Source organism: Streptomyces capillispiralis (assembly GCF_007829875.1).
GTDB classification, from domain to species: domain Bacteria; phylum Actinomycetota; class Actinomycetes; order Streptomycetales; family Streptomycetaceae; genus Streptomyces; species Streptomyces capillispiralis.
Genome location: NZ_VIWV01000001.1, coordinates 2,062,220 through 2,085,019, shown reverse-complemented (window position 1 = coordinate 2,085,019; position 22,800 = coordinate 2,062,220). Strand labels below are relative to the sequence as shown.

Below are 22,800 nucleotides of genomic sequence, written 5' to 3'. Positions count from 1 at the left end.
ACGCGTGAAAGGCAAGAAGATCCTGGTCACCGGCGGCACCGGACAGGTCGCCGGCCCGGTGGCCAAGGCCCTGGCCGCGGACAACGAGGTCTGGGCGCTGGGCCGGTTCGGCACCCCCGGCGCGGAGGAGGAACTGACCCGGCACGGCGTCACCACCTTCCGCTGGGACATGGACGACACCACCGGCGCCGCGCTCGCGGCCCTGCCCGGCGACTTCACCCACGTCATCCACTCCGCCGTCCGCCGCGGCGAGGACGGCGACCTCAACACCGCCGTCGAGGTCAACACGGTCGCCACCGGCCGACTGATGACCCACTGCCGCGACGCCGAGGCGTTCCTGTACGTGTCCACGGGCGCCCTGTACAAGCGGCAGACCCTCGACCACGCCTACGCCGAGGACGACCCGGTCGACGGCGTCGCCGACTGGCTGCCCGTCTACCCTGTCGTCAAGATCGCCACGGAGGGCGTGGTGCGGGCCTACGCGCGCACCCTCGGCCTGCCGACGGTCATCGCACGCCTCAACATCGCCTACGGGCCCGGCGGTTACGGCGGCGTCCCGATGCTCTACTTCAAGCGGATGCTGGCCGGGGAGCCCATCCCGGTGCCCGTCGAGGGCCAGAACTGGTGCTCCCTGCTCCACACCGACGACCTCGTCGAGCAGGTGCCGCGCCTGTGGGAGGCCGCGACGGTCCCGGCCGTGCTCACCAACTGGGGCGGTGACGAGGCCGTCGGCATGACCGACTGCGTCCGCTACCTGGAGGAGCTGACCGGGGTCGAGGCCCGGCTCGTGCCGAGCGAGGTGACCCGCGAGACCTACCGGTTCGACCCGACGCGGCGCCTGGAGCTGACCGGTCCCTGCAAGGTCGGCTGGCGGGAGGGCATCCGCCGCACCGTCGAGGCGATGTATCCCGAGTACGCCACCACCCGAGGAGCGGTCCGCGCATGACCAGGTACACGGACAACGTCGGCGTCGTCCACGCCGCCTACCAGGCGTTCCACGCACGGGACGTGGACGCCCTGCTCGCGACCATGGCCGAGGACATGGAGTGGATCCACCCCGAGTCGATGGCGGAGTTCGGCCTCGGCGGCACCAAGGTCGGGCACGCCGGCGTCAAGGAGTTCCTGGCGCACGTGCCCACCGTCCTGGGCGGCATGCGGCTCCAGCCGCTGGAGATCGTCCAGTCCGGCGACCGGGTGATCGTCTTCGGCACCCGCGAGGTCACCTCCCTGTCCGGCCGCACGGAGACCCTCTCGTTCGTCCACTCCTGGACGCTGCGCGAGGGGAAGGCCGTACGGATGGAGGACGTCTTCGACACCATCGCGTTCCGCCGCCTGATCGAGAGCTGACGGCCCGCCATGACGCACGGCTTCACCACCTGCGCCTATCTGGGCCCGGAGGGCACCTTCACCCAGGCGGCGCTGCACCGGCTGCCGCCGCCGGGGGCCGGGACGGCACACCGGGCGTTCCCGAGCGTGCCGGCGGCGCTGGACGCCGTACGGCGCGGGGAGTGCGGGGCGGCGGTGGTACCGCTGGAGAACTCCGTACGGGGTGTGGTGCCCGCCACCATGGACGAGCTGGCCCGCGCCGGACTGCACATCACCGCCGAGGTGGAGGTGGAGGTGGCGTTCGCGCTGATGGCGCCGCCGGGCACGGACCTGGCGGACGTCACCGAGGTGCTCAGCCATCCGCACGCCCTCGGCCAGTGCGCCGACTGGCTGGCCGAGCACCTGCCGGGGGCCCGGACCCGGCCGGCCGACTCCACGGCAGCCGCGGCCCGCGAGGTCGCGGAGGCCGGCCCGGCCGGGCTCGCGGCGGTCGCGGCCCCGCCGGCGGCCGGGCTCTACGGCCTGCGGACGCTGGCCACGGGGCTCGGCCGCCGGGCCGGAGCGGTCACCCGCTTCGTCCGCGTGGCCCAGCCGTGGTTCCCGCCGGCCCGCACCCGCGAGGACCGCACCTCGCTGGTCGTGGCCCCCGGCGACGGCGGCCCCGGCGGGCTCGCCGAGGTGCTGCGCGCCTTCGCCTCCCGGGGCATCGAGGTGAGCCGGGTGCACTCCTGGCCCACCGGCGAACGCCTGGGCAGCTACCGCTACTTCGTCGACGCCGAGGGCCACATCGAGAACCCCGCCGTCCGCGAGGCGGTCTCCACGCTCACCGCCCGGTCCGTGGACGTCCGCTTCCTGGGCAGCTACCCCCGCTGGACCGGCGACCGCGCCCACCGACCCGGCACCACGGCCGCCGGCCCGCGGGCCACGGCCGCGTGACGGCGCGACGGCCCGGACCAATGAAGGCCGCGTTACCGCCCGGACCAATGAAGGCCGCGGCGCCGCCCGGCCCGTGAAGGCCGCGTCACCGCCCGGCCCCTTGCCCCGCCCGGCCCCTCGTCCCGCCCCGACCCACCACTCACCGCGCGTACAGGGAGAATCTCAATGATCGTGTCAAGCCGCCTGCGTGACTGGCGGGACGGAGGTGAACAGCCTCTTGTCACGCAGCATCGCCCACAGCACGTTGACCCGTCGGCGGGCGAGTGCGAGCAATGCCTGCGTGTGGATCAGGCCCTCGGCGCGTTTCTTGAGGTAGTAGTCCCTCGAAGGTCCCGGTCGCATCATCGCGGACTGCGCGGACATGTAGAACAGCCAGCGCAGGCGCCGGTTGTAGCGTTTGGGCCGGTGGTAGTTGCCGGTGCGGCGGCCGGAGTCGCGAGGCACCGGCGCCAGGCCGGCGTGCGAGGCCAGGCGTCCGGCGTCGCGGTAGCCGGAGAGGTCCCCGACGATTGCGACGAACTCGGCACCCAGGATCGGGCCCATGCCGGGCAGGGACTCGATGATCTCGGCGCGGTCGTCGGTGCGGAAGGTCTCGCGGATCTCCTGGTCGTTGTCCTTGATCCGTTCGTCCAGGGCCAGGAGCTGGTGGGCCAGGTCGCGCACCAGCTTGGCGGCCCGGGCCTCGCCGGGCAGGGCGGTGGTCTGGGACTGGGCGGCCTCGACGGCCTTGGCCGCGACGGTGTCGGCACTGCGGACCTTGCGTCGTTCCAGCCAGGTGGTCAGCCGCTTGACGCCGATCCGCCGCAGGGCGGCCGGGGTCTGGTACTCGGTGAGCATGACGACCGGGCCCTTGGAGGCGGAGTAGTCGAATGCCCGCTCCAGGGCCGGGCAGATGCCGACCAGCAGGTCGCGCAGCCGGTTGATGAGCCGGACCCGGTCGGCGATCAGGTCCCGCCGGTAGCCGGTCAGCAGCTGCAGTGTGGAAACCAGCTCTGGCGGAGTCCCGATCGGGGCGAAGTCCCGGCGCATGCGGGCCTGGTCGGCGATGACCAGGGCGTCCTTGGCGTCGGTCTTGCCCTCACCGCGGTAGGCGCCGGTCATCCGGTTGACAGTGCGACCGGGCACGTAGACCACCTGCTGACCGTGCGCGATCAGCAGGGCCAGCAGCAGGGCGGAGGCACGGCCGGAGATGTCCACCGCCCACCGCACCTCGTCGGCCTTCTCCCGGGCCGTGTCGATCAGCGTCAGGATCTGGGCCTCATCGTTGAGCACCTTCGTCGAGAACAGTGTCTCACCGTCGGCGTTCACCGCCACCGCCCAGTGATGCCCCTTGCCTGCGTCGATGCCGACCCATATCCGCGCGTGAGCCCTGCTCAAGCCCGTCGCTCCGTTCCACCGTGACCAGCACTTCTGTGGCCCGGGGAACACTCCGCCGACAGGTCCTTAACCAGCGATGCCCGCAGTTCTCAATCAGCAGTCGGAGCGTCCCGGAGGACCGGGCGGCCATTCTCCGGGAGCCATCAACGGCAAACACCCCATCAGCCACACCCGGTCCTCCCGGACCGCCCAACATTCTTAAGGAACACCCATGCCCACCTTGCTGCACCTCGACACCAGCCCCCGGCCGGGCTCCACGACACGGCGGGTCACCGCCGAGTTCGCCGCGTCGTGGCGGGCGGCCCACCCGGACGGCACGCACCTGCACCGCGACCTGGCGGCGCGGCCGGTGCCGCACATCGACGCCGGACAGATCGCCGTCATGCACCGGCTGGAGAGCAGCGGGCAGCGCGGCCTGGACGTGGCGCGGGACGCCGCGCGGACGCCCGAGGAGAAGCACGGCTGGCTGCTGGCCTGGGAGGTGATCGACGAGGTGCTGGCCGCCGACACGATCCTGCTCGGGCTGCCCATGCACAACTTCTCCCTGCCCTCCACCTTCAAGGCGTGGTTCGACCGGCTCGTCATACCGCCCCTGGTGGTCGACCCGGACACCGGCACCGGCCCGCTGTCCGGCAAGCAGGTCGTCGTCGTCACCGCCCGCGGCGGCGCCTACGGCCCCGGCACGCCCCGGCACTCCTACGACTTCCAGGAGCCCTATCTGCGGGCCGCCCTGGGCATGGTCGCCCTCGCCGACGACCTGACCTTCCTGCACGCCGAGATGACCAAGTCCGGACACGTCCCCCGGCTCGCGTCCTTCCAGCAGTTCGCCGCCTCCTCGCTCAAGGAGGCGCTGGAGGGCGCCCGCCTGCACGCCCGGCGTGTCCGCGCCTGAGACACGGGGCCGGGCACCGGCCCCCGGGACGGCCCATCTGCCCACAACCACCCTTCGTAGCACCGGAATCCAGAGGTTCTGACATGGACACCTTGAAGTCGGAGACGAGCGGCGTCGCGCTGGTGAACACCTGGAGCGGCCTCCCGGCGGCCCAGCGACCCGACTGGCCGGACCCGGCCGCCCTCCACCGCGTCACCGAGGAACTGGCCGGGGCCCCGCCCCTGGTCTTCGCCGACGAGTGCGACCGGCTCCGCGACCGCCTGGCCGCCGTGGCCCGGGGCGAGGCCCTGCTGCTCCAGGGCGGCGACTGCGCGGAGACCTTCGCTCAGGCCTCCGCCGACTCCGTGCACCGCAAGCTCACCACGATGATGCAGATGGCGGCCGTCCTCACCTACGCCGCCTCGGTGCCGGTGGTGAAGGTCGGCCGCCTGGCCGGCCAGTACGCCAAGCCCCGCTCCCAGCCGGTCGAGACGCGTGACGGCGTTACCCTGCCTACCTACCGCGGCGACGCCGTGAACGGCTTCGACTTCACCGCCGAGGCCCGCGTCCCCGACCCCGAGCGGCTGCTGCGGATGTACCGGGCGTCCTCCAGCACCCTCAACGCGGTGCGGGCCTTCACCGCCCGGGGCCACGCCGGACTGAGCCAGGTGCACGAGTGGAACCGCGACTTCATCGCCGGTTCCCCGCTGCGCGGCACCTACGAGACGATCGCCGCCGGCATCGACCGGGCGCTGCACTTCATGCGCGCCACCGGCGCCCGCCCCGACCACTTCGACGACGCCGAGTTCTACGTCTCCCACGAAGGGCTGCTGCTCGACTACGAGGGCCCGCTCACCCGCCGTGACCCGCGCACCGGACGGGTCCACGCCGCCTCCGGCCACATGCTCTGGATCGGCGAGCGGACCCGCGACCTCGACGGCGCCCACGTGGAGTACTTCTCCCGGATCGACAATCCGATCGGCGTCAAGCTCGGCCCCACCGCCACCCCGGACACCGTCCTGCGGCTGATCGACCGCCTCGACCCGGACGGCGAGCCCGGCCGCCTCACCTTCGTCGTCCGCCTCGGCGCCGACCGGGTCCGGGACGTGCTGCCCGACCTGGTGGAGAAGGCCACCGCGTCCGGCGCGCGGGTGGCCTGGGTGTGCGACCCGATGCACGGCAACACCATGGAGGCGCCCTCCGGTCACAAGACGCGCCGCTTCGACGACATCCTCGCCGAGGTCCGCGGCTTCTTCGAGGTGCACCGCGCGCTGGGCACGCACGCCGGCGGCATCCACGTCGAACTGACCGGTGACGACGTCACCGAGTGCGTCGGCGGCGGGCACGACCTCGGCTTCCCGGACCTGTTCGACCGGTACGAGTCGGCCTGCGACCCGCGCCTGAACCGCGGCCAGTCGCTCGACCTGGCCTTCCTGGTCGCCGAGTTCCTGCACGGGGACCGGCCGGTGCCCGACGGCCCGGCGGCCTGAGCCATGACGTCCGAACCGTTCGCGCCGCACACGTCCGGCCGCTCCCCGGGCGCACCGCGTTCCGTGCCCGCGGCGCGGCGGCAGGGGGTGAAGGTCACTTCGAGGGCGGCCACCGCCGTGACGGGCTGCCGCGCGGCGGGCCGCCCGCCCGCCGGTCACCGACGGACGAAAGGGGCACTGCCGTGGGCAGGTTGCGCTGGCTGACCGCGGGGGAGTCCCACGGTCCCGCACTCGTCGCGACACTGGAGGGGCTGCCCGCCGGGGTGCCGGTCACCACGGACCTGGTGGCGGACCACCTCGCCCGGCGCCGACTCGGCCACGGCCGCGGCGCGCGGATGACGTTCGAGCGGGACGAGGTCACCTTCCTCGGCGGCGTCCGCCACGGCCTCACCCTCGGCTCCCCGGTCGCGGTCATGGTCGGCAACACCGAGTGGCCCAAGTGGCAGCAGGTCATGGCCGCCGACCCGGTGGCCCCGATGGCCGTGGCCGACCTGGCCCGCAACGCGCCCCTGTCCCGCCCCCGGCCGGGCCACGCCGACCTCGCCGGCATGCAGAAATACGGCTTCGACGAGGCCAGACCGGTGCTGGAGCGGGCGAGCGCCCGGGAGACCGCGGCGCGCGTGGCCCTGGGCGCGGTGGCCCGGTCGTATCTGAAGGAGACGGCCGGCGTCGAGATCGTCAGCCACGTGGTGGAACTGGCGGGCGCCGAGGCGCCCCGGGGTGTCCACCCGACCCCGGACGATGTGGAGCGGCTGGACGCCGATCCGGTGCGCTGTCTGGACGCGGACGCCTCGGCGGCGATGGTCGCGGAGATCGACCGGGCTCACAAGGACGGTGACACCCTCGGCGGCGTCGTCGAGGTGCTGGCGTACGGGGTCCCGGTCGGCCTCGGCTCGCACGTGCACTGGGACCGCCGTCTTGACGCCCGGCTGGCGGGGGCCCTGATGGGCATCCAGGCCATCAAGGGCGTGGAGGTCGGCGACGGCTTCGGACTGGCCCGGGTGCCCGGCACCCGGGCCCACGACGAGATGGTGCCCACGCCCGGCGGCATCCGCCGGGTCACGGCCCGCTCCGGCGGCACCGAGGGCGGGCTGTCCACGGGTGAACCGCTGCGGGTGCGGGCGGCGATGAAGCCGATCGCGACCGTCCCGCGGGCCCTGACGACCGTCGACGTGAGCACGGGCCGCCCGGCGCTCGCCCATCACCAGCGCTCCGACGTCTGCGCCGTACCGGCGGCCGGCATCGTCGCCGAGGCGATGGTCGCGCTGGTCCTCGCGGACGCGGTGGCGGAGAAGTTCGGCGGCGACAGCGTCACCGAGACCCGCCGCAACGTCACCGCGTACCTGGACCACCTGGTCGTACGGTGAGCGCCGCCCACCCGCCATCCGGCGCCCGTACCCCGGCCGCCCCGGCGGTCCCGGCGGTCCCGGCGGTCCCGGCGGTCCCGGCGGTCCCGGCGGTCCCGGCCGGGCGTGGGGCGAGGGGAGGTCGGGGCGGCCGGTGACGGCCAACGGGACGGCGAGGCCACAGCGCGCGACCGGCCCCCTCCGTACCCGGCACGACCCGCTCTCCCGCCCCCGGCGGGCCCGTCCCCGGGCGGTGGCACCGTCACCGCAGCCGCGCCCGCGTGCCCCGCTCCTCGCGCGGGAGACGCGGCCGACCGCATCCGAACCAGCAGCGGAGGGAAGAGACCCCATGCCCATGACGGCGACGACCATCACCACCACCGGCGAGTCCGTGCGCGGCGAACTGGAACTGCTGCGCCAGAGCATCGACAACGTCGACGCGGCCGTGATCCACATGCTCGCCGAACGCTTCAAGTACACCCGCCGGGTCGGCGAGCTGAAGGCCCAGTACCGGCTGCCGCCGTCCGACCCGGCCCGCGAGGCCCGGCAGATCGCCCGGCTGCGCGAGATCGCCGAGTCCGCCCGCCTCGACCCGGCGTTCGCGGAGAAGCTGCTGCACCTCGTCATCACCGAGGTGATCCGGCACCACGAGGCGATCGCCCGGACACCGTGAGCCCCGCCCGGCACCGGAAGGCCGGTTTCCGGCCGCCGGTACCGGACCGGTTCCGTCCGCGAGGAACCCGCACAGGATTGACGTTCTCCTGGCACTGCCCGGTACAACCACGCCGTGACCTGGAGAATCCGACCTGCTTCTGCAACTGCCCTGTCTTGAGCGGCAGTTCGGAGCGCCGGAGAATTGTGGCCAAGATCGGTCCGGCGCTGCGAGGCCCCACCCTCCGTCCCGGGTCACCCAGCCGGCGGCCGTGGCGCGGCCGTTCCCCCCACCTCGTGACCCGACCGCCCGGACCGACCGCGGGACGCGGCAAGAGCGTCCCCGGCAGTACGCATGGGGGACATCAAGTGATCACTCGCAGAACCTTCCTCGTGGCGGGCGCCACGGTCACCGGAGCTCTCGGCGGCGCGGGACTGCTCCTCCCGCCCTCCGGCCAGGAAGCCGCCGCGGCGGACCTCGACCCGGCCGGCATCCGCAAGTTCACGCTGCGCATGCCGGTGCCGCCGGTGCTGCGCCCGTACGCGGTGTCGGGCACCACGCGTTACTACGCGATGCCGATCAAGGAAGTGAACAAGACGGTCGTCCCCGGCAGGACGACCGCCGTGCGCACCTTCAACGGCAGCTTCCCCGGCCCGGTCATCAAGGCGCGGTCCGGCGAGCGCGTGGTGGTCCGGCAGACCAACCAGCTCTCCGTCCCGACCTCCGTCCACCTGCACGGCGCGCACGTCCCGGAGGACAGCGACGGCGGCCCCATGGACCTCATCGCCCCGAACGGCGGCCGGAAGACCTACACGTACCCCAACACCCAGCCGCACGCGAACCTCTGGTTCCACGACCACGCCCACCACGCCGAGTCGGAGAACGTCTTCCGCGGCCTCACCGGCACCTACCTCCTCACCGACGACACCGAGGAACGCCTGGGGCTGCCCTCCGGCGCCTACGACGTGCCGGTCTCCCTGCGCGACGCCCGCTTCGACGACTCCGGCGCGCTCGTCTACGAGATGGGCGACTTCCTCCACCGCAACGTCATCCTCGCCAACGGCAAGGCGTGGCCGTACTTCGAGGTGGCCGCGCGCAAGTACCGCTTCCGCGTCTACAACACGGCCAACATGCGGTACTTCGACCTCAGCCTGTCCGACGGCTCGGAGTTCCAGCTGATCGGCACCGACGGGGGCCTGCTGCCGGCGCCGTACCGCACGACGTCGGTCGCGCTGTCCCCGGGCGAGCGCGCGGACATCGTCGTGGACTTCTCCCGGTACCCGGTCGGCACCGAACTGGTCCTCGCCAACCGCCCGGACGCGGTGCCCGGAGGGCCGGCCGACCTGGTCTCCCAGGTCCTGCAGTTCCGCGTGACGCGCACCGCGGCCGACAGCAGCGTGGTGCCGGGCGTGCTGCGCACCCTCCCGGAGCTGCCGCCCGCCACCGTCGACCGGAGCGTCGAACTGTTCATGGACGAGACCAGCGGCCCCCACGGCCTGGCCTACATCGACGGCAAGGTCTACGACCACGACCGCATCGACACCGAGATCGCCTACGGCACCACGGAGATCTGGACCGTCACCAACGCCAACCAGATCGCGCCCCACAACTTCCACATGCACCTGGTGCAGTTCCGGGTCCTGGAGCGCAACGGTCAACCCGTCACGTCCGGTCCGGAGTACGGCCTGAAGGACACCGTCTCCCTGATGCCGGGGGAGACGGTCAGACTCCAGGCGACGTTCACCGGGTACCGGGGCACCTACGTGTACCACTGCCACATCTTCGACCACGCGGCGATGGGCATGATGGCCAACATGCGGATCGTCTGAGCTACTCCGCGTCGTAGCTGCGCCGGGAGATGCTGATGTACTCCCGGTGCTGCTCGGCCCACTCGATGAGCGAACTCACCCGTGAGGAGAGGGTCTTCCCGACCGGCGTCAGCTCGTAGTCGACCCGGGGCGGCGTGGTGGGCGTGACGGTCCGGATCACCAGTCCGTCACGCTCCAGGCTGCGCAGCGTCAGCGTCAGCATCCGCTGGGAGATGCCGTCGATCGAGCGGCGCAGCTCGGAGTACCGGCGGGGGCCGTCGCCGAGTATCGCCATGATCAGGACGCTCCACTTGTCGCCCACCCGGTCCAGCACCTCGCGCAGCCGGCAAGTCGGCAGACCCTCGCTGACGTGGTCGGGAACATCAATGTGCGTAGCGATCTTTGAAGTGCCGTCTTCTGTCACCCAGGCATCATCGCCCAGAATTATCGCGAGAACAAGAAGTGACCAACGCACCATTCGTGAGGTGCACCGGAGCAGTGATCCACGGCCCGAAAACAGAACCGGAAATTGCAGTTCCGGATTTCTGGGTTACCGGACCCGTTTCCCGGCCGCATTCCGGTGCACCGCCCGCTCGTCATGCAGCTGAGGAGACCCATGGCCGTCGATCTGAGCGCTCTGCCCCCGCGAAAGGGAACCCGGCCCGCGACGACCGGCCGGGAAATCCCGCACGACCAGCTCGAGGACTTCTCGCCCCCGCAGATCCGCGAGGCGCTGGTGGCCCGCGCCGAGGCGCTGCCCGGCGTCTTCACCAGTATGAGCCTGGTGTCCGAGCCGTCGTCGCTCGCCCTGCGCCTGCGCCGCAGCAACCGTCCCTTCGAGGCCTTCCTGCACCCCACGGTCGACGAGTTCGGGCACATCCACCGCTCGGGTTTCCTGCACCTCACGGTGCCCACGGAGACCCTCGACCTGCTGGAGGAACTCGGCTGGACCGAACCCCATCCGATTGTCCGGAGGGCGGAATTCCCCGACACCATCGTCATGCTCTACGCGCCGCGCGACGAGGACGAACTCGAGGTGGCCACACAGGTCGTCCGGGCGTCCTACGAGCAGGCGCGGGCCTGATCCCGGTAATTCGTGCACGAATCAATCAACCGCACCTTCCTTGTCCCGCGGATTCACCAGAAAGAGAGAACTCTCCATGCGCGCAGTGACGATCGACGACTTCGGAGCCGCCCCCGCCGTGACCGAGGTGGCCAAGCCGTCCCCGGGGCCCGGTGAGATCCTGGTCAGGGTCCGCGCCTCGTCGCTCAACGGCTTCGACGGAGCCGTGGTCTACGGCGTCTTCAAGGACATGCTGGAGCACAAGTTCCCGGTCACCCTGGGCAAGGACTTCGCGGGCACGGTCGAGGCCGTGGGCGAGGGGGTGCGGCGGGCCGTGGGCGAGCGGGTGTTCGGCGTCGTGATGAAGCCCGTCGTCCAGGAGGGCTCCTTCGCCGAGTACGTCGTCGTCGCGGAGGGCTACGGCATCGCCTCCCTCCCGGACGACCTGGACTTCACCCGGGCCGGTGCCCTGGCCCTGGCTGGCACGGCGGCGGCGAACGCCGTCGACACGATCGCCCCGCGCGAGGGCGAGACGGTCCTCGTCGTGGGCGCCACCGGCGGCGTCGGCGCCTACGCCGTCCAGCTCGCGTCCGCCGCGGGCGCCACCGTCCTCGCCACGGCCAAGCCTGGTGAGGAGAGCGACTTCGTCCAGGCCCTCGGCGCCGCCCACACCGTGGACCACACCGCCGACCTCGCCGCCCAGGTCCGCTCCGTCGCACCCGAGGGCGTCGCCGCGGTGATCCACCTGGCGGGCGACCCGGCCCCGCTGCTCGACCTGGTGGCGCCCGGCGGACGCCTCGCCTCCACCCTCGGCTTCGGACCCGAGCAGGCGGCCGGCCGCGACCTCACGGTGACGTCCCTGATGGCCAACCCCGACCCCGCGACGCTGGAGCGCATCGCCACGGCGGCGGCGAAGGGCGACCTGAAGGTCGGGATCGGCGAGACCTACGGCCTGGACGGCGTGGCCCAGGCGCTGGGCGCCTTCGGCGCCGGAACGCTCGGGAAGATCGCGATCAGCGTCGACTGAGGCGGTCCTCCCGCCCGTACCCACTCCGCAGGACACTCCACCCACTTCCTAAGGACAGGCCGGACATGGACGACCTGAACGCACCGGACGAGCGGACCGCCGGGGACGGCGCACCGACCCGACCCGACTTCGACGGCGTGTTCGCCGTCGTCGCCCAGTACTGGACCGCCCGGGCGGTCCACGCCGGCACCGCCCTCGGGCTCCCGGACCTGGTCGCCCGGGCTCCGCGCACCGCACCCGAACTGGCGGAACTCACCGGGAGCGACCCGCGGTCGCTGCACCGCCTGCTGCGCGCCCTCGCCGCCGTCGGAGTCCTCCGCGGCGACGGCGGGGGCCGCTACACCACGACCCCGCTGGGCGACGCCCTGCGCACCGACGTACCCGGTTCCCTGGCGTCCTTCGTGCAGATGGAACTGGGCGAGGCGCACCACCTCACCTGGGGCCGGCTGGTCGACGCCGTCCGGACGGGCGAGCCGGTCTTCGAGCGCGCCGTCGGCCGGAGGATCTGGGACTTCTTCGAGACCGACCCGGTCATGAACGACCACCTGGGCAAGGCCATGACCGGGCTGACCGCGATGGTCGCCGACGCGGTCCTGGAGGCGTACGACTTCGCCCCGTACCGCCGGATCGTCGATGTCGGCGGCGGCGAGGGGGGCTTCCTGGCCTCCCTGCTCACCGCCCACCCGGCGGCGACGGGCGTCGTCCTCGACCTGCCGCACGTCGTCGAGGGCGGCAGGGCGAGGATCGCCGGGGCCGGCCTGACGGACCGCTGCGAGCTGGTCGGCGGCAACTTCTTCGAGAAGGTCCCCGAGGGCGGCGACCTCTACACCATGAAGTGGGTGCTGCACGACTGGGACGACTCCGCCGCCGTCGAGATCCTCCGGTCCTGCCGCCGGGCGATGTCCGACGAGGCCCGCCTGCTGGTGGTGGACACGGTCGTCCCCGACGGCGACGACTTCTCGCCCAGCAAGATCATCGACCTCAACATGATGGTGCTCAGCGGTGGCCGGGAACGCACCGCCGAGGAGTTCGACCGCCTGCTGACCAGGGCCGGGTTCACCCTCACCCGCATCCTCCCCACGCGCTCCCCGAGCAGCGCCGTGGAAGCCGTCCCCATCCCCTCGGTCTGACCCGGGCCGCACTTCTCCAGGAGATCCCCGTGTTCATCGCCTACGTCGTCGTCGCCTGCCTGCTGGCACTCGCCCTGGTCGCTTCCGCCCGGGCCAAGCTCACCCGCGACGAGAAGATCACCGCCGGCATGCGCCAGATCGGCGTCCAGGAGAGCTGGTTCGCGGGCCTGGCCGCACTGGAGATCGCCGGTGCCCTCGGTCTGGTCGCCGGCATCTTCTACCGCCCGCTCGGCATCGCCGCCGGCATCGGCGTCGTCCTGTACTTCGTCGGCGCGATCATCACCCACCTGCGCGCCAAGGACACCAAGGGCCTCCCGGCCCCGACGGTGATGCTGCTCCTCGGCGTGACACCGCTCCTCCTGGGCATCGCCACGGTGTGAACCCCGCGGTTCCGGGGACCGGGCACTGGGGACCAGGGCCGAGGGACAGGAACCGGGGGCCGGGCCGCGGGACAGGAACCGGGACCGGGGACAGGGACCGGGAACCGGGACCGGGGACAGGGACCGGGAACCGGGACCGGGGACAGGGACCGGGCTGAAGACTCACCAAGGAGGACACACATGGCAAGCACGGCCGACGCGGACAGGACCCGGGTCGACTTCTGGTTCGATCCGCTGTGCCCGTGGACCTGGATGACGTCCCGCTGGCTGACCGAGGTGGCCGCACTGCGGCCCCTGGACATCCGCTGGCACGTGATGAGCCTGGCCATCCTCAACGAGGGCAGGCTCGACCAGGTCCCGCAGGAGTACCACGACCTGCTCGGCCCCAAGGGCCTGCGGCCGGTGCGCACCCTCGTGGCGGTCCGGCAGTCCCACGGCAACGAGGCCGTCGCCCGCCTCTACACCGCGCTGGGCGCCGTCTTCCACCGGGACGGCAAGGGCCCGACTCCGGAAGCCCTGACCGAGGCGCTGAAGTCGGCGGAGCTGCCCACGGAACTCGCCGAGCACGCCGACGCGACGACGTACGACGCCGAGGTCCGGGCCTCGCACGAGGCGGGCCAGAAGGCGGTGGGCGAGGAAGCGGGCAGCCCGATCCTCGCCGTGCCCGGCCCGGACGCCACCCCGGTCGGCTTCTTCGGGCCCATCGTCAGCCCCGTCCCGCGGTCGGACGCGGCCCTGTCCCTCTGGGACACGGTCGTCCACGCCGCGTCCGTCCCCGGCTTCGCCGAACTCAAGCGGGCCCGCACCGCGCCGCCGAGCTTCGACTGAGCCGAGCCGCTGGGGGTGCGGTCGCGTCGACTGGGCCGTGAACCGTGCACGCCAACGCCCGGCCGGGAGGATCCGGCCGGGCGTTCGGCGCAGGTGGCCGTGGGTGGCCGTCCGTGGGTGTCCTGGGTGCCCTGGGTATCCCGGGCGTCCGGGGGTGTCGCGTCCGAGATGAGTGGCATGTTCCTGATCGGACTTATCCACAGGTTGAACCGGAATGCGGCAATCCGGGAGATCGTCCTCGCATGACGAACCACAGCGAGACGACGGGATTCCCCGAGAACAGCGGCCTCCCGGGGCATGACGCGCGGGAGTGCGCCGGCACCCCGCGGCGGGACGCACCCGAGGACCGCGCGGAGTCCACCGGGCCCCCGGCACCCGGCGGCGAGGAGAACCGCGTGCCGCGCCCGGAGACCACCGGCTGCACCGCGTACGACCGCCACGGCGAGGAGCAGCAGGTCACCCTGCGCACCCCCGCCGAGCTCGCCGACGCCCTGCCCTACCTGCTCGGTTACCGCCCCGAGGACAGCATCGTGCTGGTCGCCCTGCACGACAGGGACGGCAAGGGCCGGTTCGGCGGCCGCGCCCGGCTCGGCATCCCCGTCGGCGCGGACGACTGGCCCTCCGCCGCCCGTCAGCTGGCCCAGGGCCTGGTGAAGGGCAGCGAGCGCCGGGGCGCCCGGCCCGAGCAGATGGTCGTCTTCCTCTGCCAGGAGCCCGGCCGGGGCGAGACCGGACGGCAGGTCAAGGAGCGGCTGGGGCCCCTCGCCCACACGCTGCGCCTGGAATGCGGTGCCCTGGACATCCCGGTGGTGGAGGCCCTGTGCGTCTCGGACGGCCGCTTCTGGTCCTACTGCTGTGACGACCAGGGCTGCTGTCCGGCCGAGGGGACGCCGATGGGCCTGCCCGGCACCTCGGTCCTGGCCGCCGCCGCCACGTACGCCGGGCTCCAGGTCCGCGGCACCCTGCGCGAGCTGCGCGCCAGGCTCCTGCCGTGGGAGCACTCCGCCACCCTCGAACAGGAGGCCGCCCTGGACGCCGCCGGCATGTCCCTCGTGCCCCGGATCCTCGACGCGGCGGAGCGGCACGAGGTCGCCGAGGAGACACTGCGGCTGGCCGAGCGGATCATGGGCCGTCTCGCCGGGGCACCGCCCCTCCCCGGCACCCTTCCGGCGGATCTGCGGGACGACGAGCTGATCGGGCACGACGAGGCCGCGACGCTGATCCTCGGCCTCCAGGACCGCACGACACGGGACCGCGCGGCCGAGTGGATGGAGGGCGACGAGGCCGGCACCGCCCTGCGCCTGTGGCGGGCGCTGGCGCGCCGCTGCGTCGGACCGTACGGCGAACACGCCGCGGCGCCCCTCACCCTCGCCGGGTGGGTGGCCTGGTCGGCCGGTGACGAGCTGGAAGCCCGCGAGGCCTTCGCCATGGCCCTCGCAGCGGACCCCGACTACCTCTTCGCCCGTCTTCTGCACCAGGCGTGCAACGAGAGCCTCGACCCCGAGTCCATCCGCCGCTGCCTGCGCACGGAACGCGAGGGACGGGGTACGGCGGCGGCCGACGAGCCGGCCCCGTGGAGCGAGCCGCGCGAGAGCGACGACGGCGAGCCGTCGAGGAGCGTCGATCGCGCGCCGCAGACCGTGGAATCCGCGGTTCCCGGCCCGCCGACGGCTCCGCCCCTGCCCCGCCGACGCCGGACCCGCACGCCCCGCACCGGCAGTGGCAGTAACGCTGGTGCTGGTGCTGGTGCTGGTGCTGGTGCTGGTGCTGGTGCTGGTGCTGGTGCCGGTGCCGGCAGTGGCAGGTGCGGTGGGTCCCCGCGCCGGGTGCGGACGGAGACGGGCCGGCCGAGCGGACGGCTCCCGTATCCGCGGGCGTCGGCGGGCAGCCCGCGCCCCGGGGGCGGCGCGCCGGGCGGGGCCCGCCCCGGTACGGCCGATGAGCGCAGCACGCGCCCCGGTGGCGCGCGTCCCGGCGGGGCGAAGCCGACCACGGGGGGTCCGGGCACCGGGCGGCGGCCCGGTGTCCCCCAGGGCGGCGTGACGCAGGCCGGCCGACGGGACGGCGACGGGGAGGAGTGAGCCGTGGTGATCACAGCGACGGGGGAGAAGGGGCGGGCGAGGACCGTGAGGGCGCGCCGTGACCGGGGCCGCGGGCACGGGCGTGACCAGGAGGCGGGCGGCGCCGTTCACCTGAGTGGCGGAACGCCCGGACGGGTCGTGACGCCGTACCGCACCCGCCCGGCCGCAGCCCGTCGGGTCCGGGCCCGCCCGCGGCACACAGAGCCCAGAGAAAGCCTTTCCATGCATCAGCCGGCTCCGCCCTTCGGCGCCGACGACCTTGCCGGAGCCTTGGCGGCTCCCGCCACTCCCCACCTCACCGACACGCTCCCGCGCGTACCGCGCCCACCGCGACGGGAGCACCACCCCACCCGTCGGCGACTCCCCGAACTGCCGCCCGCCCACACCGCCCTGATCTGCGTGGCCCTTCCCGGCCTCGTCATCTCGACGGATCAGGGACAGTTGACGGGCCGCGGCCTGGAGGGGTTCTACCGCGCGGGAAGGCGTCTCCTCTCCCGCTGCCAGGTCCGTGTGGCCGGGCAGGAGCCGCTCGCGGTCCAGGCCCGGATGCCGGCCGCCGACCGGGCCCGTTTCGTCGGGACCCTGCGCGTCGGCGCGGACGGGCGCGGCCCGGACCCGGACGTGGTCGTCGAGCGGACGCGCCGCGCCGACGGTACGGAACGGATCACGCTGCACAGCGCGGCCGCCCGCCCGTTGCGCCTCCCGCTCGAAGTGGCGCTCGGCTCGGACCTCGCCGCGCTCGGCGCGATCGCCTCCGGTCGCGCGGGCCCCGAACAGCCCGCCGGCGTCCACGACGGCGGTCTGCGCTGGTCGAACGCCGAGGGAAGCGCGACGGTCACGGCGCAGCCGCCCCCCAGCGAGGCGCTGGCCGCCGCCGGCCTGCTGCGATGGGAGGTGGACCTGCCTCCCGGCGGCAGCGCGAGCGTCGAGTTGCGGGTCCGGCCGGACGGAGCGGCACCCCTGCGTCCCGCGGGCCGCGCCGCCACGAACCCCCTCGCCCCGGCGTGTGCGACGGGCGACGATCCCCGGGTCCCCGCACTGATGCGGAGGAGTGTCGAGGACCTCCGGGCCCTGCTGCTGCGGGACGCGGCGCACCCCGCCGACCTCCACCTCGCGGCCGGCGCGCCCTGGCGCTGCGGGCTCGCCCCGGCCGAGGCCCTCGCCGCGGCCCGGATGGCACTGCCCCTCGGCACCAGCCTCGCCGCGGGCACCCTCCGTACGCTCGCCCGCACCCAGCTCACCGGACCCGGACCGAAGTCCGGCATGGTCCCCGGCCCGCGGCGCGACGCCGGCCCGCATCTGCCCCCGGCCTGCACCGGAACGCAGGCGACGCTGCTCTTCCCCGCCCTGCTGGCCGAGGCCCGCCGCTGGGGGCTCCCCGAACGCGTGACGGAGGAACTGCTCCCGGCCGCCGAACGGTGTCTGACCTGGCTGCGGAACACGGTCGGTGACGGCACCTACCTCCCCGACCCGCAGCCCGGCGGCGCCGTCCGCTGCGAAACCCAGGCGCACGCCCACCGGGCGGCACTGCTCGGAGCCGACCTGCTCGACGCGTACGGCAGACCGGGCGGCACCGGACTGCGGCAGTGGGCGCGGGCGCTGCGCGGGGCCTTCGCCGACGACTTCTGGATCGACCACCCGCGGGGAGCCCGGCCGGCGGCGGCCCGCGCTCCGGACGGCCGCCCCGTCCCCCACCTGGGCGCCCCGGTCGCCCACCTCCTCGACACCGGCCTGCTGGGCGGGGGCACCCTCGCGCCCGGCCTGCTCGACGCGGTGCGGACCGAGCGGCTGGCCCGGTTGCTGGGCAGCCCCGACCTGGACTCGGGCTGGGGGCTGCGCGGACTGGGGGAGAGGGAACCGGGCCACAACCCGTTCGGCCACCGCACCGGCGCCGTGCGGGTCCACGAGACGGCGGTCGCCGTCGCCGGGCTCGCCACCGCCGGTTACGAGAAGGAGGCGGCGTCGCTGCTGCGGGGCGTCCTCGCGGCGGCGGAGGCGTTCGGCCACCGCCTGCCCGAGATGTTCGGCGGGGAGCGGCGGACCGACGACGGCGCCCCGCTCCCGCATCCGGCGGCCTGCCGCCCCGCCGCCACGGCGGCGGCCTCCGGAGTCCTGCTGCTGACCACCCTCGTCGGGATCCGGCCCGACGCACCGGCCCGGACGGTCACGCTGAGACCGGTGCGCGGCGCCCCCCTCGGGGAGATCGTCCTCACGGGACTGCGCGTCGCGGGCGCCCCCTTCGCCGTACGGGTCGGCCGGCTCGGTCTGGCCGTGGTCGAGGAAGCGGCCGAGGGACTGCAACTGGGGGTGTGACCTGGCGTGAGGCGGCGGCCGAGGGCGGCCGGGAGGGCACGAGCGGCGGCCGCGCGACCGCGCCGGGATCCGTGCCGGACCGCAGTTGATCAACCGTCGAGACCACCGGCGAAGGGAGTGTTTATCGTCAGGCAGACGACTATGATCGCCGCATGCCCTACGACCCGTCAGCCTTTCCGCCCTTCGCCGTCACCGTGGACCTGGTCGTGCTGACCGTGCGCCGCCACGCCCTGTGCGCGCTCGCGGTGCGCAGGGGCGAAGCCCCGTTCCAGGGGCGCTGGGCACTCCCCGGCGGGTTCGTACGGGCCGACGAGGACCTGGCGCAGGCCGCGGCCCGGGAACTGGCCGAGGAAACGGGGCTGCGGGTGCACGACCCGGCCGTCCCCGCCCAGGACAACGGCGCCCATCTGGAGCAGCTCGCCACGTACGGCGATCCCAAGCGCGATCCCCGGATGCGGGTCGTCAGCGTCGCGCACCTCGCCCTCGCCCCCGACCTGCCCGCTCCCCGGGCGGGCGGTGACGCCAGCAACGCACGCTGGGCACCCGTCGAGGAGCTGCTCCAGCAGGGCGGTTTCGGCCGGGACGGGGAGCCGGTGGCCCCGCTCGCCTTCGATCACGCCCAGATCCTGTCGGACGGGGTGGAGCGGGCCCGCTCCAAGATCGAGTACTCGTCGCTGGCGACGGCCTTCTGCCCGCCCGAGTTCACCGTCGGCGAGCTGCGCCGGGTCTACGAGGCGGTCTGGGGCGTCGCGCTCGACCCCCGCAACTTCCACCGCAAGGTGACGGGCACACCGGGCTTCCTGGTCCCCACCGGGGGCACTACCACCCGGCAGGGCGGCCGCCCCGCCCAGCTCTTCCGGGCCGGCGGCGCCACCCTGCTCAACCCCCCGATGCTGCGTCCCGAGGTCTGACCCCGGGACCACCGGACCGGCCGGCGGGCCCGGCGGGCGTACGCCCCGTCCGGCCGCGGGCCAAGGGTGCCCGAAAAACCCGATATGGCGCGCTATCTTGCATCGGGTGATCCAGGCCATCGGACTGACCAGCACCCCCCGCGCAGAGCTTCCGCCCGCCGTAGACGACGTCTCCTTCGAGGCACACGCCGGCCGCGTCACCGTGCTGCTCGGAGCACCGGGCGCGGGAAAGACGACGGCGCTCGGGCTCATGCTCGAACTCCAACGCGGCCGTGGCGTCACCTACTTCAGGGGCCGCCCCCTGCACCGCATCCCCCATCCCGCCCGCGAAGTCGGCGTGCTGCTCGGTGATGTCCCGGGGCACCCCGCCCGCACCGTCCGCGGGCACCTGCGCATGCTGTGCGCCGCCGCGGGAGTTCCGGGCCGCCGCGCGGACGAGGTCCTCGAAGCGGTGGGACTCGTGAGCCTGCGCGACGAACGCCTCGGCACCCTCTCGCGCGGAATGGACCGCCGTCTGGGCCTGGCCTGCGCGTTGCTCCCGGACCCGCACACACTCGTGCTCGACGACCCCGCACGGGGCCTGTCCGTCCGGGAGAACCGCTGGCTGTACGGCGTGCTCCGGGCGCACGCGGACCAGGGCGGCACGGTCCTGTGCACCACGGCCGACCCCAAGGAGGCCGCCCGGGTCGCGGATCGCGTGGTCACCCTGGACCGGGGAAGGCTCGTCGCCGACCAGGACGCCGCGGACTTCGCACGCACCCGGCTGCGCCCCCGCGTCGCCGTCCGCAGCCCGCACGCCGCCCGCCTGTCCGCGCTGCTCACGCAGGAGGCCCGCGCGGCACAGCGGTCCGTGGAGGTGGTACGCGAGAGCGGCAACCGCCTCTGCGTCTACGGCAGTACCTGCGCGGAGGTCGGCGAAACGGCGTTCCGCAACGGCATCGTCGTCCACCAACTGGCAGACGAGGTGGCGGACATGGGGCCCGGAGCCGGGGCGGCCGGCCGGGCGGCGGATGACGGAGCGGGCCCCGCCCCCGGAACCGAACCGACCGCTGGGGAATCCACCCCGTCCACCCCATCGACCCCGTCCACCCCATCGGCGTCCACCCCATCGGTCCCATCCGACCCGCGCACACCGTCACCCGCCACCCGCACCCCACTCCACGCGACGGCGGACCCCCTCCACCTCCCCGCCACCGCACCGCGGCCCTTCCCGGCCACCGCACCACAGCCCTCCCCCTCGACCGCACCGCAGGGCCGCCACCCCGAGGTACCCGCCGGTCCCGGCACGCCCGTGGCCGCGCCCGACGAAGACCGGAAGGCGCCGGAGGAATCCAGCGACGAGGACGCCCGCCCACCTGGTCCCCGCCCGCGCCGGGCCGGGGACGGGAGCCGGGGCAGGCGCGCACCCGGCGCCGAGGGCGAACTCCCGCCTCCCATCACCGTCCGCCCCGCGCCCAGGCCCCTGCGCCCCCTCCGCTACGAGATCCGCCGTGCCACGGGCATCCGCACGGGGTTCCTCGTCGGGGCCGGAGTGCTCGTCGTGTCCGCGCTCACCGCCGTACTGCTGGCACGCGTGGGACACACCCCTCAGCCGCGCCTGCTGGCCGCATGGCCGGCGGAGTTGCCGCTGCCGCCCGCGGCGCTCGGCGCGGGGCTGCTCGGCGCGCTGGCCTTCGGCGACGAGTTCCGTCACCCGGCGCTGGCGGCGGACCGCGGAACCGTCCCCCGCAGGCTGGGGCTGCTGACCGCCAAACTGCTCGTCGCCTCGGTCACCGCGGTGGTGCTGGCCGTCCTGACCGTCGGATGCGATGCCGAACTCCTCCATCTCCTCTACGGACCGGAGGTCGTGCGCGTTCCCGCCGACTGGCTCCGGTTGGGCGCGGGCTGGCTCGGGCTGGTGACGGGGTGCGCCTGCGCCGGAGTGCTGGCCGCGGGCGTGTTCCGGTCCACGACCGCGGGTCTCGCCGTGGTCGTCGCCGTACCCCTGCTCGTCGTGCCCCTCGTGCGCAAGGCGATGGAAGGGCTGCCGGCGCGCACCCCGCGGTCGCGTGAGGACGTGCCGCTGCGCTGGCCGTTGGCAGGGGAGCAGCATCTGGAGGCCGTGCTGCGGCTGGTCGCCCAACCCGTGGGGAGCGCCCTGGCGTTGTCGCTGGCGGCGCTGCTCTGCGCGTACCTGCTCACCAATCTGCGGAGCAGGGTCCGATGATGACCGTCCGTGAGCGCATCGGACCGTCCTTGCCCGCAACTCCCAGTGAAACGCCCGTATCTTTCCGATAAGGCGTCAATTGCGACGAGGTGAGCGATCACCCTTTCGTGTGCTTTTCACCAAAGACCTCAAGGGAGTTGGGAACGGCGCCGACAAAGGATGCGTGAGTACCCTTGCGCACACCATGATGACCGCCGCCCGCTCCGCAGACTCCGGCCTCGCGAGCCCGGGCGAACTCGACCGCTACCCCTACGCCGAGGCGCCCGCCGCCGACCGTGTCGGGGCCCCTGTCTGGGAGGGCGCGGATCCGGAACTGGGCCGTGTGAGCCGGCGCGCCGCGGGCAGCCGCGGGCGCGGACTGCACGGCCAACTCGTTCAGCAGTTGGGTCAGATGATCGTTTCGGGGGACCTGGGTGCCGACCGCCCCCTGGTTCCGGAGGAGATCGGCCAGCGCTTCGAGGTCTCCCGCACCGTCGTCCGCGAGTCGCTGCGCGTCCTGGAGGCCAAGGGCCTGGTCAGCGCCCGCCCGAACGTCGGCACACGCGTGCGCCCCGTCAGCGACTGGAATCTTCTCGACCCGGACATCATCGAGTGGCGGGCCTTCGGGCCGCAGCGCGACGACCAGCGCCGCGAGCTCAGCGAGCTCCGCTGGACGATCGAGCCGCTCGCGGCACGCCTTGCGGCGGGCCACGGACGGGAGGACATCCAGCAGCGCCTGGCCGACATGGTGGAGATCATGGGGCACACCCTGAGCCAGGGGGACGCGCTCACGTTCGCCCGAGCCGATGTCGAGTTCCACTCCCTGCTCATCCAGGTCGCCGGCAACCGGATGCTGGAGCACCTCTCCGGGATCGTGTCCTCCGCGCTCCAGGTCTCGGGCGGCCCGGTCACGGGCTGTGAGCGCCCGAACGAGACCTCGCTGGGCCACCACGCCCGGATCGTCGCCGCCCTCGCTGACGGCGACGGCGCGGCCGCCGAGACGGCCATGCGCCAACTGCTCACGGTCCACCCCGAGGTGGAACGCGTGGTGCCCGCCCCGCGCGAGCACTGACCGC

Annotated in this window: 20 protein-coding genes; 18 read left to right on the top strand and 2 right to left on the bottom strand. The window is 73.7% G+C overall.

Translation table 11 applies throughout. The annotated features are described in order from the left end of the window. Positions 1 to 4: 4 nt before the first annotated feature. From FHX78_RS08400 to pheA, 3 genes are read left to right on the top strand one after another with little or no spacing between them, the layout of a single operon-like run. Positions 5 to 946 carry an NAD-dependent epimerase/dehydratase family protein gene (locus FHX78_RS08400; protein ID WP_208766183.1) on the top strand — a complete coding sequence of 314 codons (942 nt, stop codon included), beginning with the start codon at positions 5 to 7 and terminating at the stop codon, positions 944 to 946. Next, a complete protein-coding gene (locus FHX78_RS08395) occupies positions 943 to 1,347 on the top strand; it encodes a nuclear transport factor 2 family protein (RefSeq protein ID WP_145866826.1) in 405 nt (134 codons plus the stop codon). Before FHX78_RS08400 ends, FHX78_RS08395 begins: the two co-directional genes overlap by 4 nt. 9 nt (positions 1,348 to 1,356) lie before the next feature. Then, on the top strand, positions 1,357 to 2,262 hold the full coding sequence (gene pheA / locus FHX78_RS08390; RefSeq protein ID WP_145866825.1) for a prephenate dehydratase: 906 nt from the start codon (positions 1,357 to 1,359) through the stop codon (positions 2,260 to 2,262). A gap of 174 nt (positions 2,263 to 2,436) precedes the next feature. On the opposite strand, the gene FHX78_RS08385 is transcribed toward pheA, so the two are convergent. After that, positions 2,437 to 3,639, bottom strand: a complete 1,203-nt coding sequence (locus tag FHX78_RS08385; RefSeq protein WP_145866178.1) for an IS110 family RNA-guided transposase — start codon at positions 3,637 to 3,639, stop codon at positions 2,437 to 2,439. Positions 3,640 to 3,850: 211 nt separating this feature from the next. Here FHX78_RS08385 and FHX78_RS08380 point away from each other — a divergent pair, with 211 nt between their 5' ends. The 5 genes from FHX78_RS08380 to FHX78_RS08355 all read left to right on the top strand — a co-directional run bounded on the left by FHX78_RS08380 (position 3,851) and on the right by FHX78_RS08355 (position 9,827). After that, positions 3,851 to 4,531: an FMN-dependent NADH-azoreductase gene (locus FHX78_RS08380; protein WP_145866824.1), complete on the top strand. Its 681-nt coding sequence runs from the start codon at positions 3,851 to 3,853 to the stop codon at positions 4,529 to 4,531. Positions 4,532 to 4,614: 83 nt separating this feature from the next. Beyond that, the gene (locus FHX78_RS08375) at positions 4,615 to 6,000 is read left to right on the top strand and encodes a class II 3-deoxy-7-phosphoheptulonate synthase (RefSeq protein WP_145866823.1); all 1,386 of its coding nucleotides are present in this window, start codon (positions 4,615 to 4,617) and stop codon (positions 5,998 to 6,000) included. A gap of 182 nt (positions 6,001 to 6,182) precedes the next feature. After that, the gene (gene aroC, locus FHX78_RS08370) at positions 6,183 to 7,367 is read left to right on the top strand and encodes a chorismate synthase (protein WP_145866822.1); all 1,185 of its coding nucleotides are present in this window, start codon (positions 6,183 to 6,185) and stop codon (positions 7,365 to 7,367) included. 328 nt (positions 7,368 to 7,695) lie between these two features. Further along, on the top strand, positions 7,696 to 8,019 hold the full coding sequence (locus tag FHX78_RS08360; RefSeq protein WP_373313125.1) for a chorismate mutase: 324 nt from the start codon (positions 7,696 to 7,698) through the stop codon (positions 8,017 to 8,019). Between the two features lie 347 nt (positions 8,020 to 8,366). Continuing rightward, on the top strand, positions 8,367 to 9,827 hold the full coding sequence (locus FHX78_RS08355; protein WP_145866819.1) for a multicopper oxidase family protein: 1,461 nt from the start codon (positions 8,367 to 8,369) through the stop codon (positions 9,825 to 9,827). Between the two features lies 1 nt (position 9,828). On the opposite strand, the gene FHX78_RS08350 is transcribed toward FHX78_RS08355, so the two are convergent. Further along, the gene (locus tag FHX78_RS08350) at positions 9,829 to 10,230 is read right to left on the bottom strand and encodes a winged helix-turn-helix transcriptional regulator (RefSeq protein ID WP_229924158.1); all 402 of its coding nucleotides are present in this window, start codon (positions 10,228 to 10,230) and stop codon (positions 9,829 to 9,831) included. A 192-nt stretch (positions 10,231 to 10,422) separates the two neighbouring features. On the opposite strand from FHX78_RS08350, the gene FHX78_RS08345 reads away from it, so the two are divergent. From FHX78_RS08345 to FHX78_RS08300, 10 genes are all read left to right on the top strand, one after another. After that, on the top strand, positions 10,423 to 10,890 hold the full coding sequence (locus FHX78_RS08345) for a luciferase domain-containing protein (RefSeq protein ID WP_145866817.1): 468 nt from the start codon (positions 10,423 to 10,425) through the stop codon (positions 10,888 to 10,890). A 76-nt stretch (positions 10,891 to 10,966) separates the two neighbouring features. Then, entirely contained in the window at positions 10,967 to 11,896 is a 930-nt protein-coding gene (locus FHX78_RS08340; RefSeq protein ID WP_145866816.1) for an NADP-dependent oxidoreductase, read from the top strand. A 65-nt stretch (positions 11,897 to 11,961) separates the two neighbouring features. Beyond that, positions 11,962 to 13,026 (top strand): methyltransferase, encoded by a 1,065-nt coding sequence (locus FHX78_RS08335; protein WP_145866815.1) that lies wholly within the window; start codon positions 11,962 to 11,964, stop codon positions 13,024 to 13,026. Between the two features lie 29 nt (positions 13,027 to 13,055). Beyond that, positions 13,056 to 13,406, top strand: coding sequence for a DoxX family protein (locus FHX78_RS08330; RefSeq protein ID WP_145866814.1), 351 nt, complete (start codon positions 13,056 to 13,058; stop codon positions 13,404 to 13,406). Between the two features lie 180 nt (positions 13,407 to 13,586). After that, the gene (locus tag FHX78_RS08325; protein WP_145866813.1) at positions 13,587 to 14,234 is read left to right on the top strand and encodes a mycothiol-dependent nitroreductase Rv2466c family protein; all 648 of its coding nucleotides are present in this window, start codon (positions 13,587 to 13,589) and stop codon (positions 14,232 to 14,234) included. A gap of 242 nt (positions 14,235 to 14,476) precedes the next feature. Continuing rightward, on the top strand, positions 14,477 to 16,315 hold the full coding sequence (locus FHX78_RS08320) for a DUF4192 domain-containing protein (protein ID WP_145866812.1): 1,839 nt from the start codon (positions 14,477 to 14,479) through the stop codon (positions 16,313 to 16,315). A 222-nt stretch (positions 16,316 to 16,537) separates the two neighbouring features. After that, positions 16,538 to 18,628, top strand: coding sequence for a glycogen debranching N-terminal domain-containing protein (locus FHX78_RS08315; RefSeq protein WP_145866811.1), 2,091 nt, complete (start codon positions 16,538 to 16,540; stop codon positions 18,626 to 18,628). 152 nt (positions 18,629 to 18,780) lie between these two features. Beyond that, positions 18,781 to 19,539: an NUDIX hydrolase gene (locus tag FHX78_RS08310; RefSeq protein WP_145866810.1), complete on the top strand. Its 759-nt coding sequence runs from the start codon at positions 18,781 to 18,783 to the stop codon at positions 19,537 to 19,539. A gap of 106 nt (positions 19,540 to 19,645) precedes the next feature. Then, positions 19,646 to 21,745: an ABC transporter ATP-binding protein gene (locus tag FHX78_RS08305; RefSeq protein ID WP_145866809.1), complete on the top strand. Its 2,100-nt coding sequence runs from the start codon at positions 19,646 to 19,648 to the stop codon at positions 21,743 to 21,745. Between the two features lie 163 nt (positions 21,746 to 21,908). Continuing rightward, positions 21,909 to 22,796 carry a FadR/GntR family transcriptional regulator gene (locus FHX78_RS08300; protein ID WP_145866808.1) on the top strand — a complete coding sequence of 296 codons (888 nt, stop codon included), beginning with the start codon at positions 21,909 to 21,911 and terminating at the stop codon, positions 22,794 to 22,796. The last annotated feature ends 4 nt before the right edge of the window (positions 22,797 to 22,800 follow it).

Coding starts and splice junctions, on each gene's coding strand:
- FHX78_RS08380 (WP_145866824.1), top strand. CDS start 3,851: ATGCCCACCTTGCTGCACCTCGACACCAGCCCCCGGCCGGGCTCCACG.
- FHX78_RS08310 (WP_145866810.1), top strand. CDS start 18,781: ATGCCCTACGACCCGTCAGCCTTTCCGCCCTTCGCCGTCACCGTGGAC.
- FHX78_RS08375 (WP_145866823.1), top strand. CDS start 4,615: ATGGACACCTTGAAGTCGGAGACGAGCGGCGTCGCGCTGGTGAACACC.
- FHX78_RS08395 (WP_145866826.1), top strand. CDS start 943: ATGACCAGGTACACGGACAACGTCGGCGTCGTCCACGCCGCCTACCAG.
- FHX78_RS08320 (WP_145866812.1), top strand. CDS start 14,477: ATGACGAACCACAGCGAGACGACGGGATTCCCCGAGAACAGCGGCCTC.
- FHX78_RS08345 (WP_145866817.1), top strand. CDS start 10,423: ATGGCCGTCGATCTGAGCGCTCTGCCCCCGCGAAAGGGAACCCGGCCC.
- pheA (WP_145866825.1), top strand. CDS start 1,357: ATGACGCACGGCTTCACCACCTGCGCCTATCTGGGCCCGGAGGGCACC.
- FHX78_RS08335 (WP_145866815.1), top strand. CDS start 11,962: ATGGACGACCTGAACGCACCGGACGAGCGGACCGCCGGGGACGGCGCA.
- FHX78_RS08340 (WP_145866816.1), top strand. CDS start 10,967: ATGCGCGCAGTGACGATCGACGACTTCGGAGCCGCCCCCGCCGTGACC.
- FHX78_RS08360 (WP_373313125.1), top strand. CDS start 7,696: ATGCCCATGACGGCGACGACCATCACCACCACCGGCGAGTCCGTGCGC.
- FHX78_RS08315 (WP_145866811.1), top strand. CDS start 16,538: ATGCATCAGCCGGCTCCGCCCTTCGGCGCCGACGACCTTGCCGGAGCC.
- FHX78_RS08325 (WP_145866813.1), top strand. CDS start 13,587: ATGGCAAGCACGGCCGACGCGGACAGGACCCGGGTCGACTTCTGGTTC.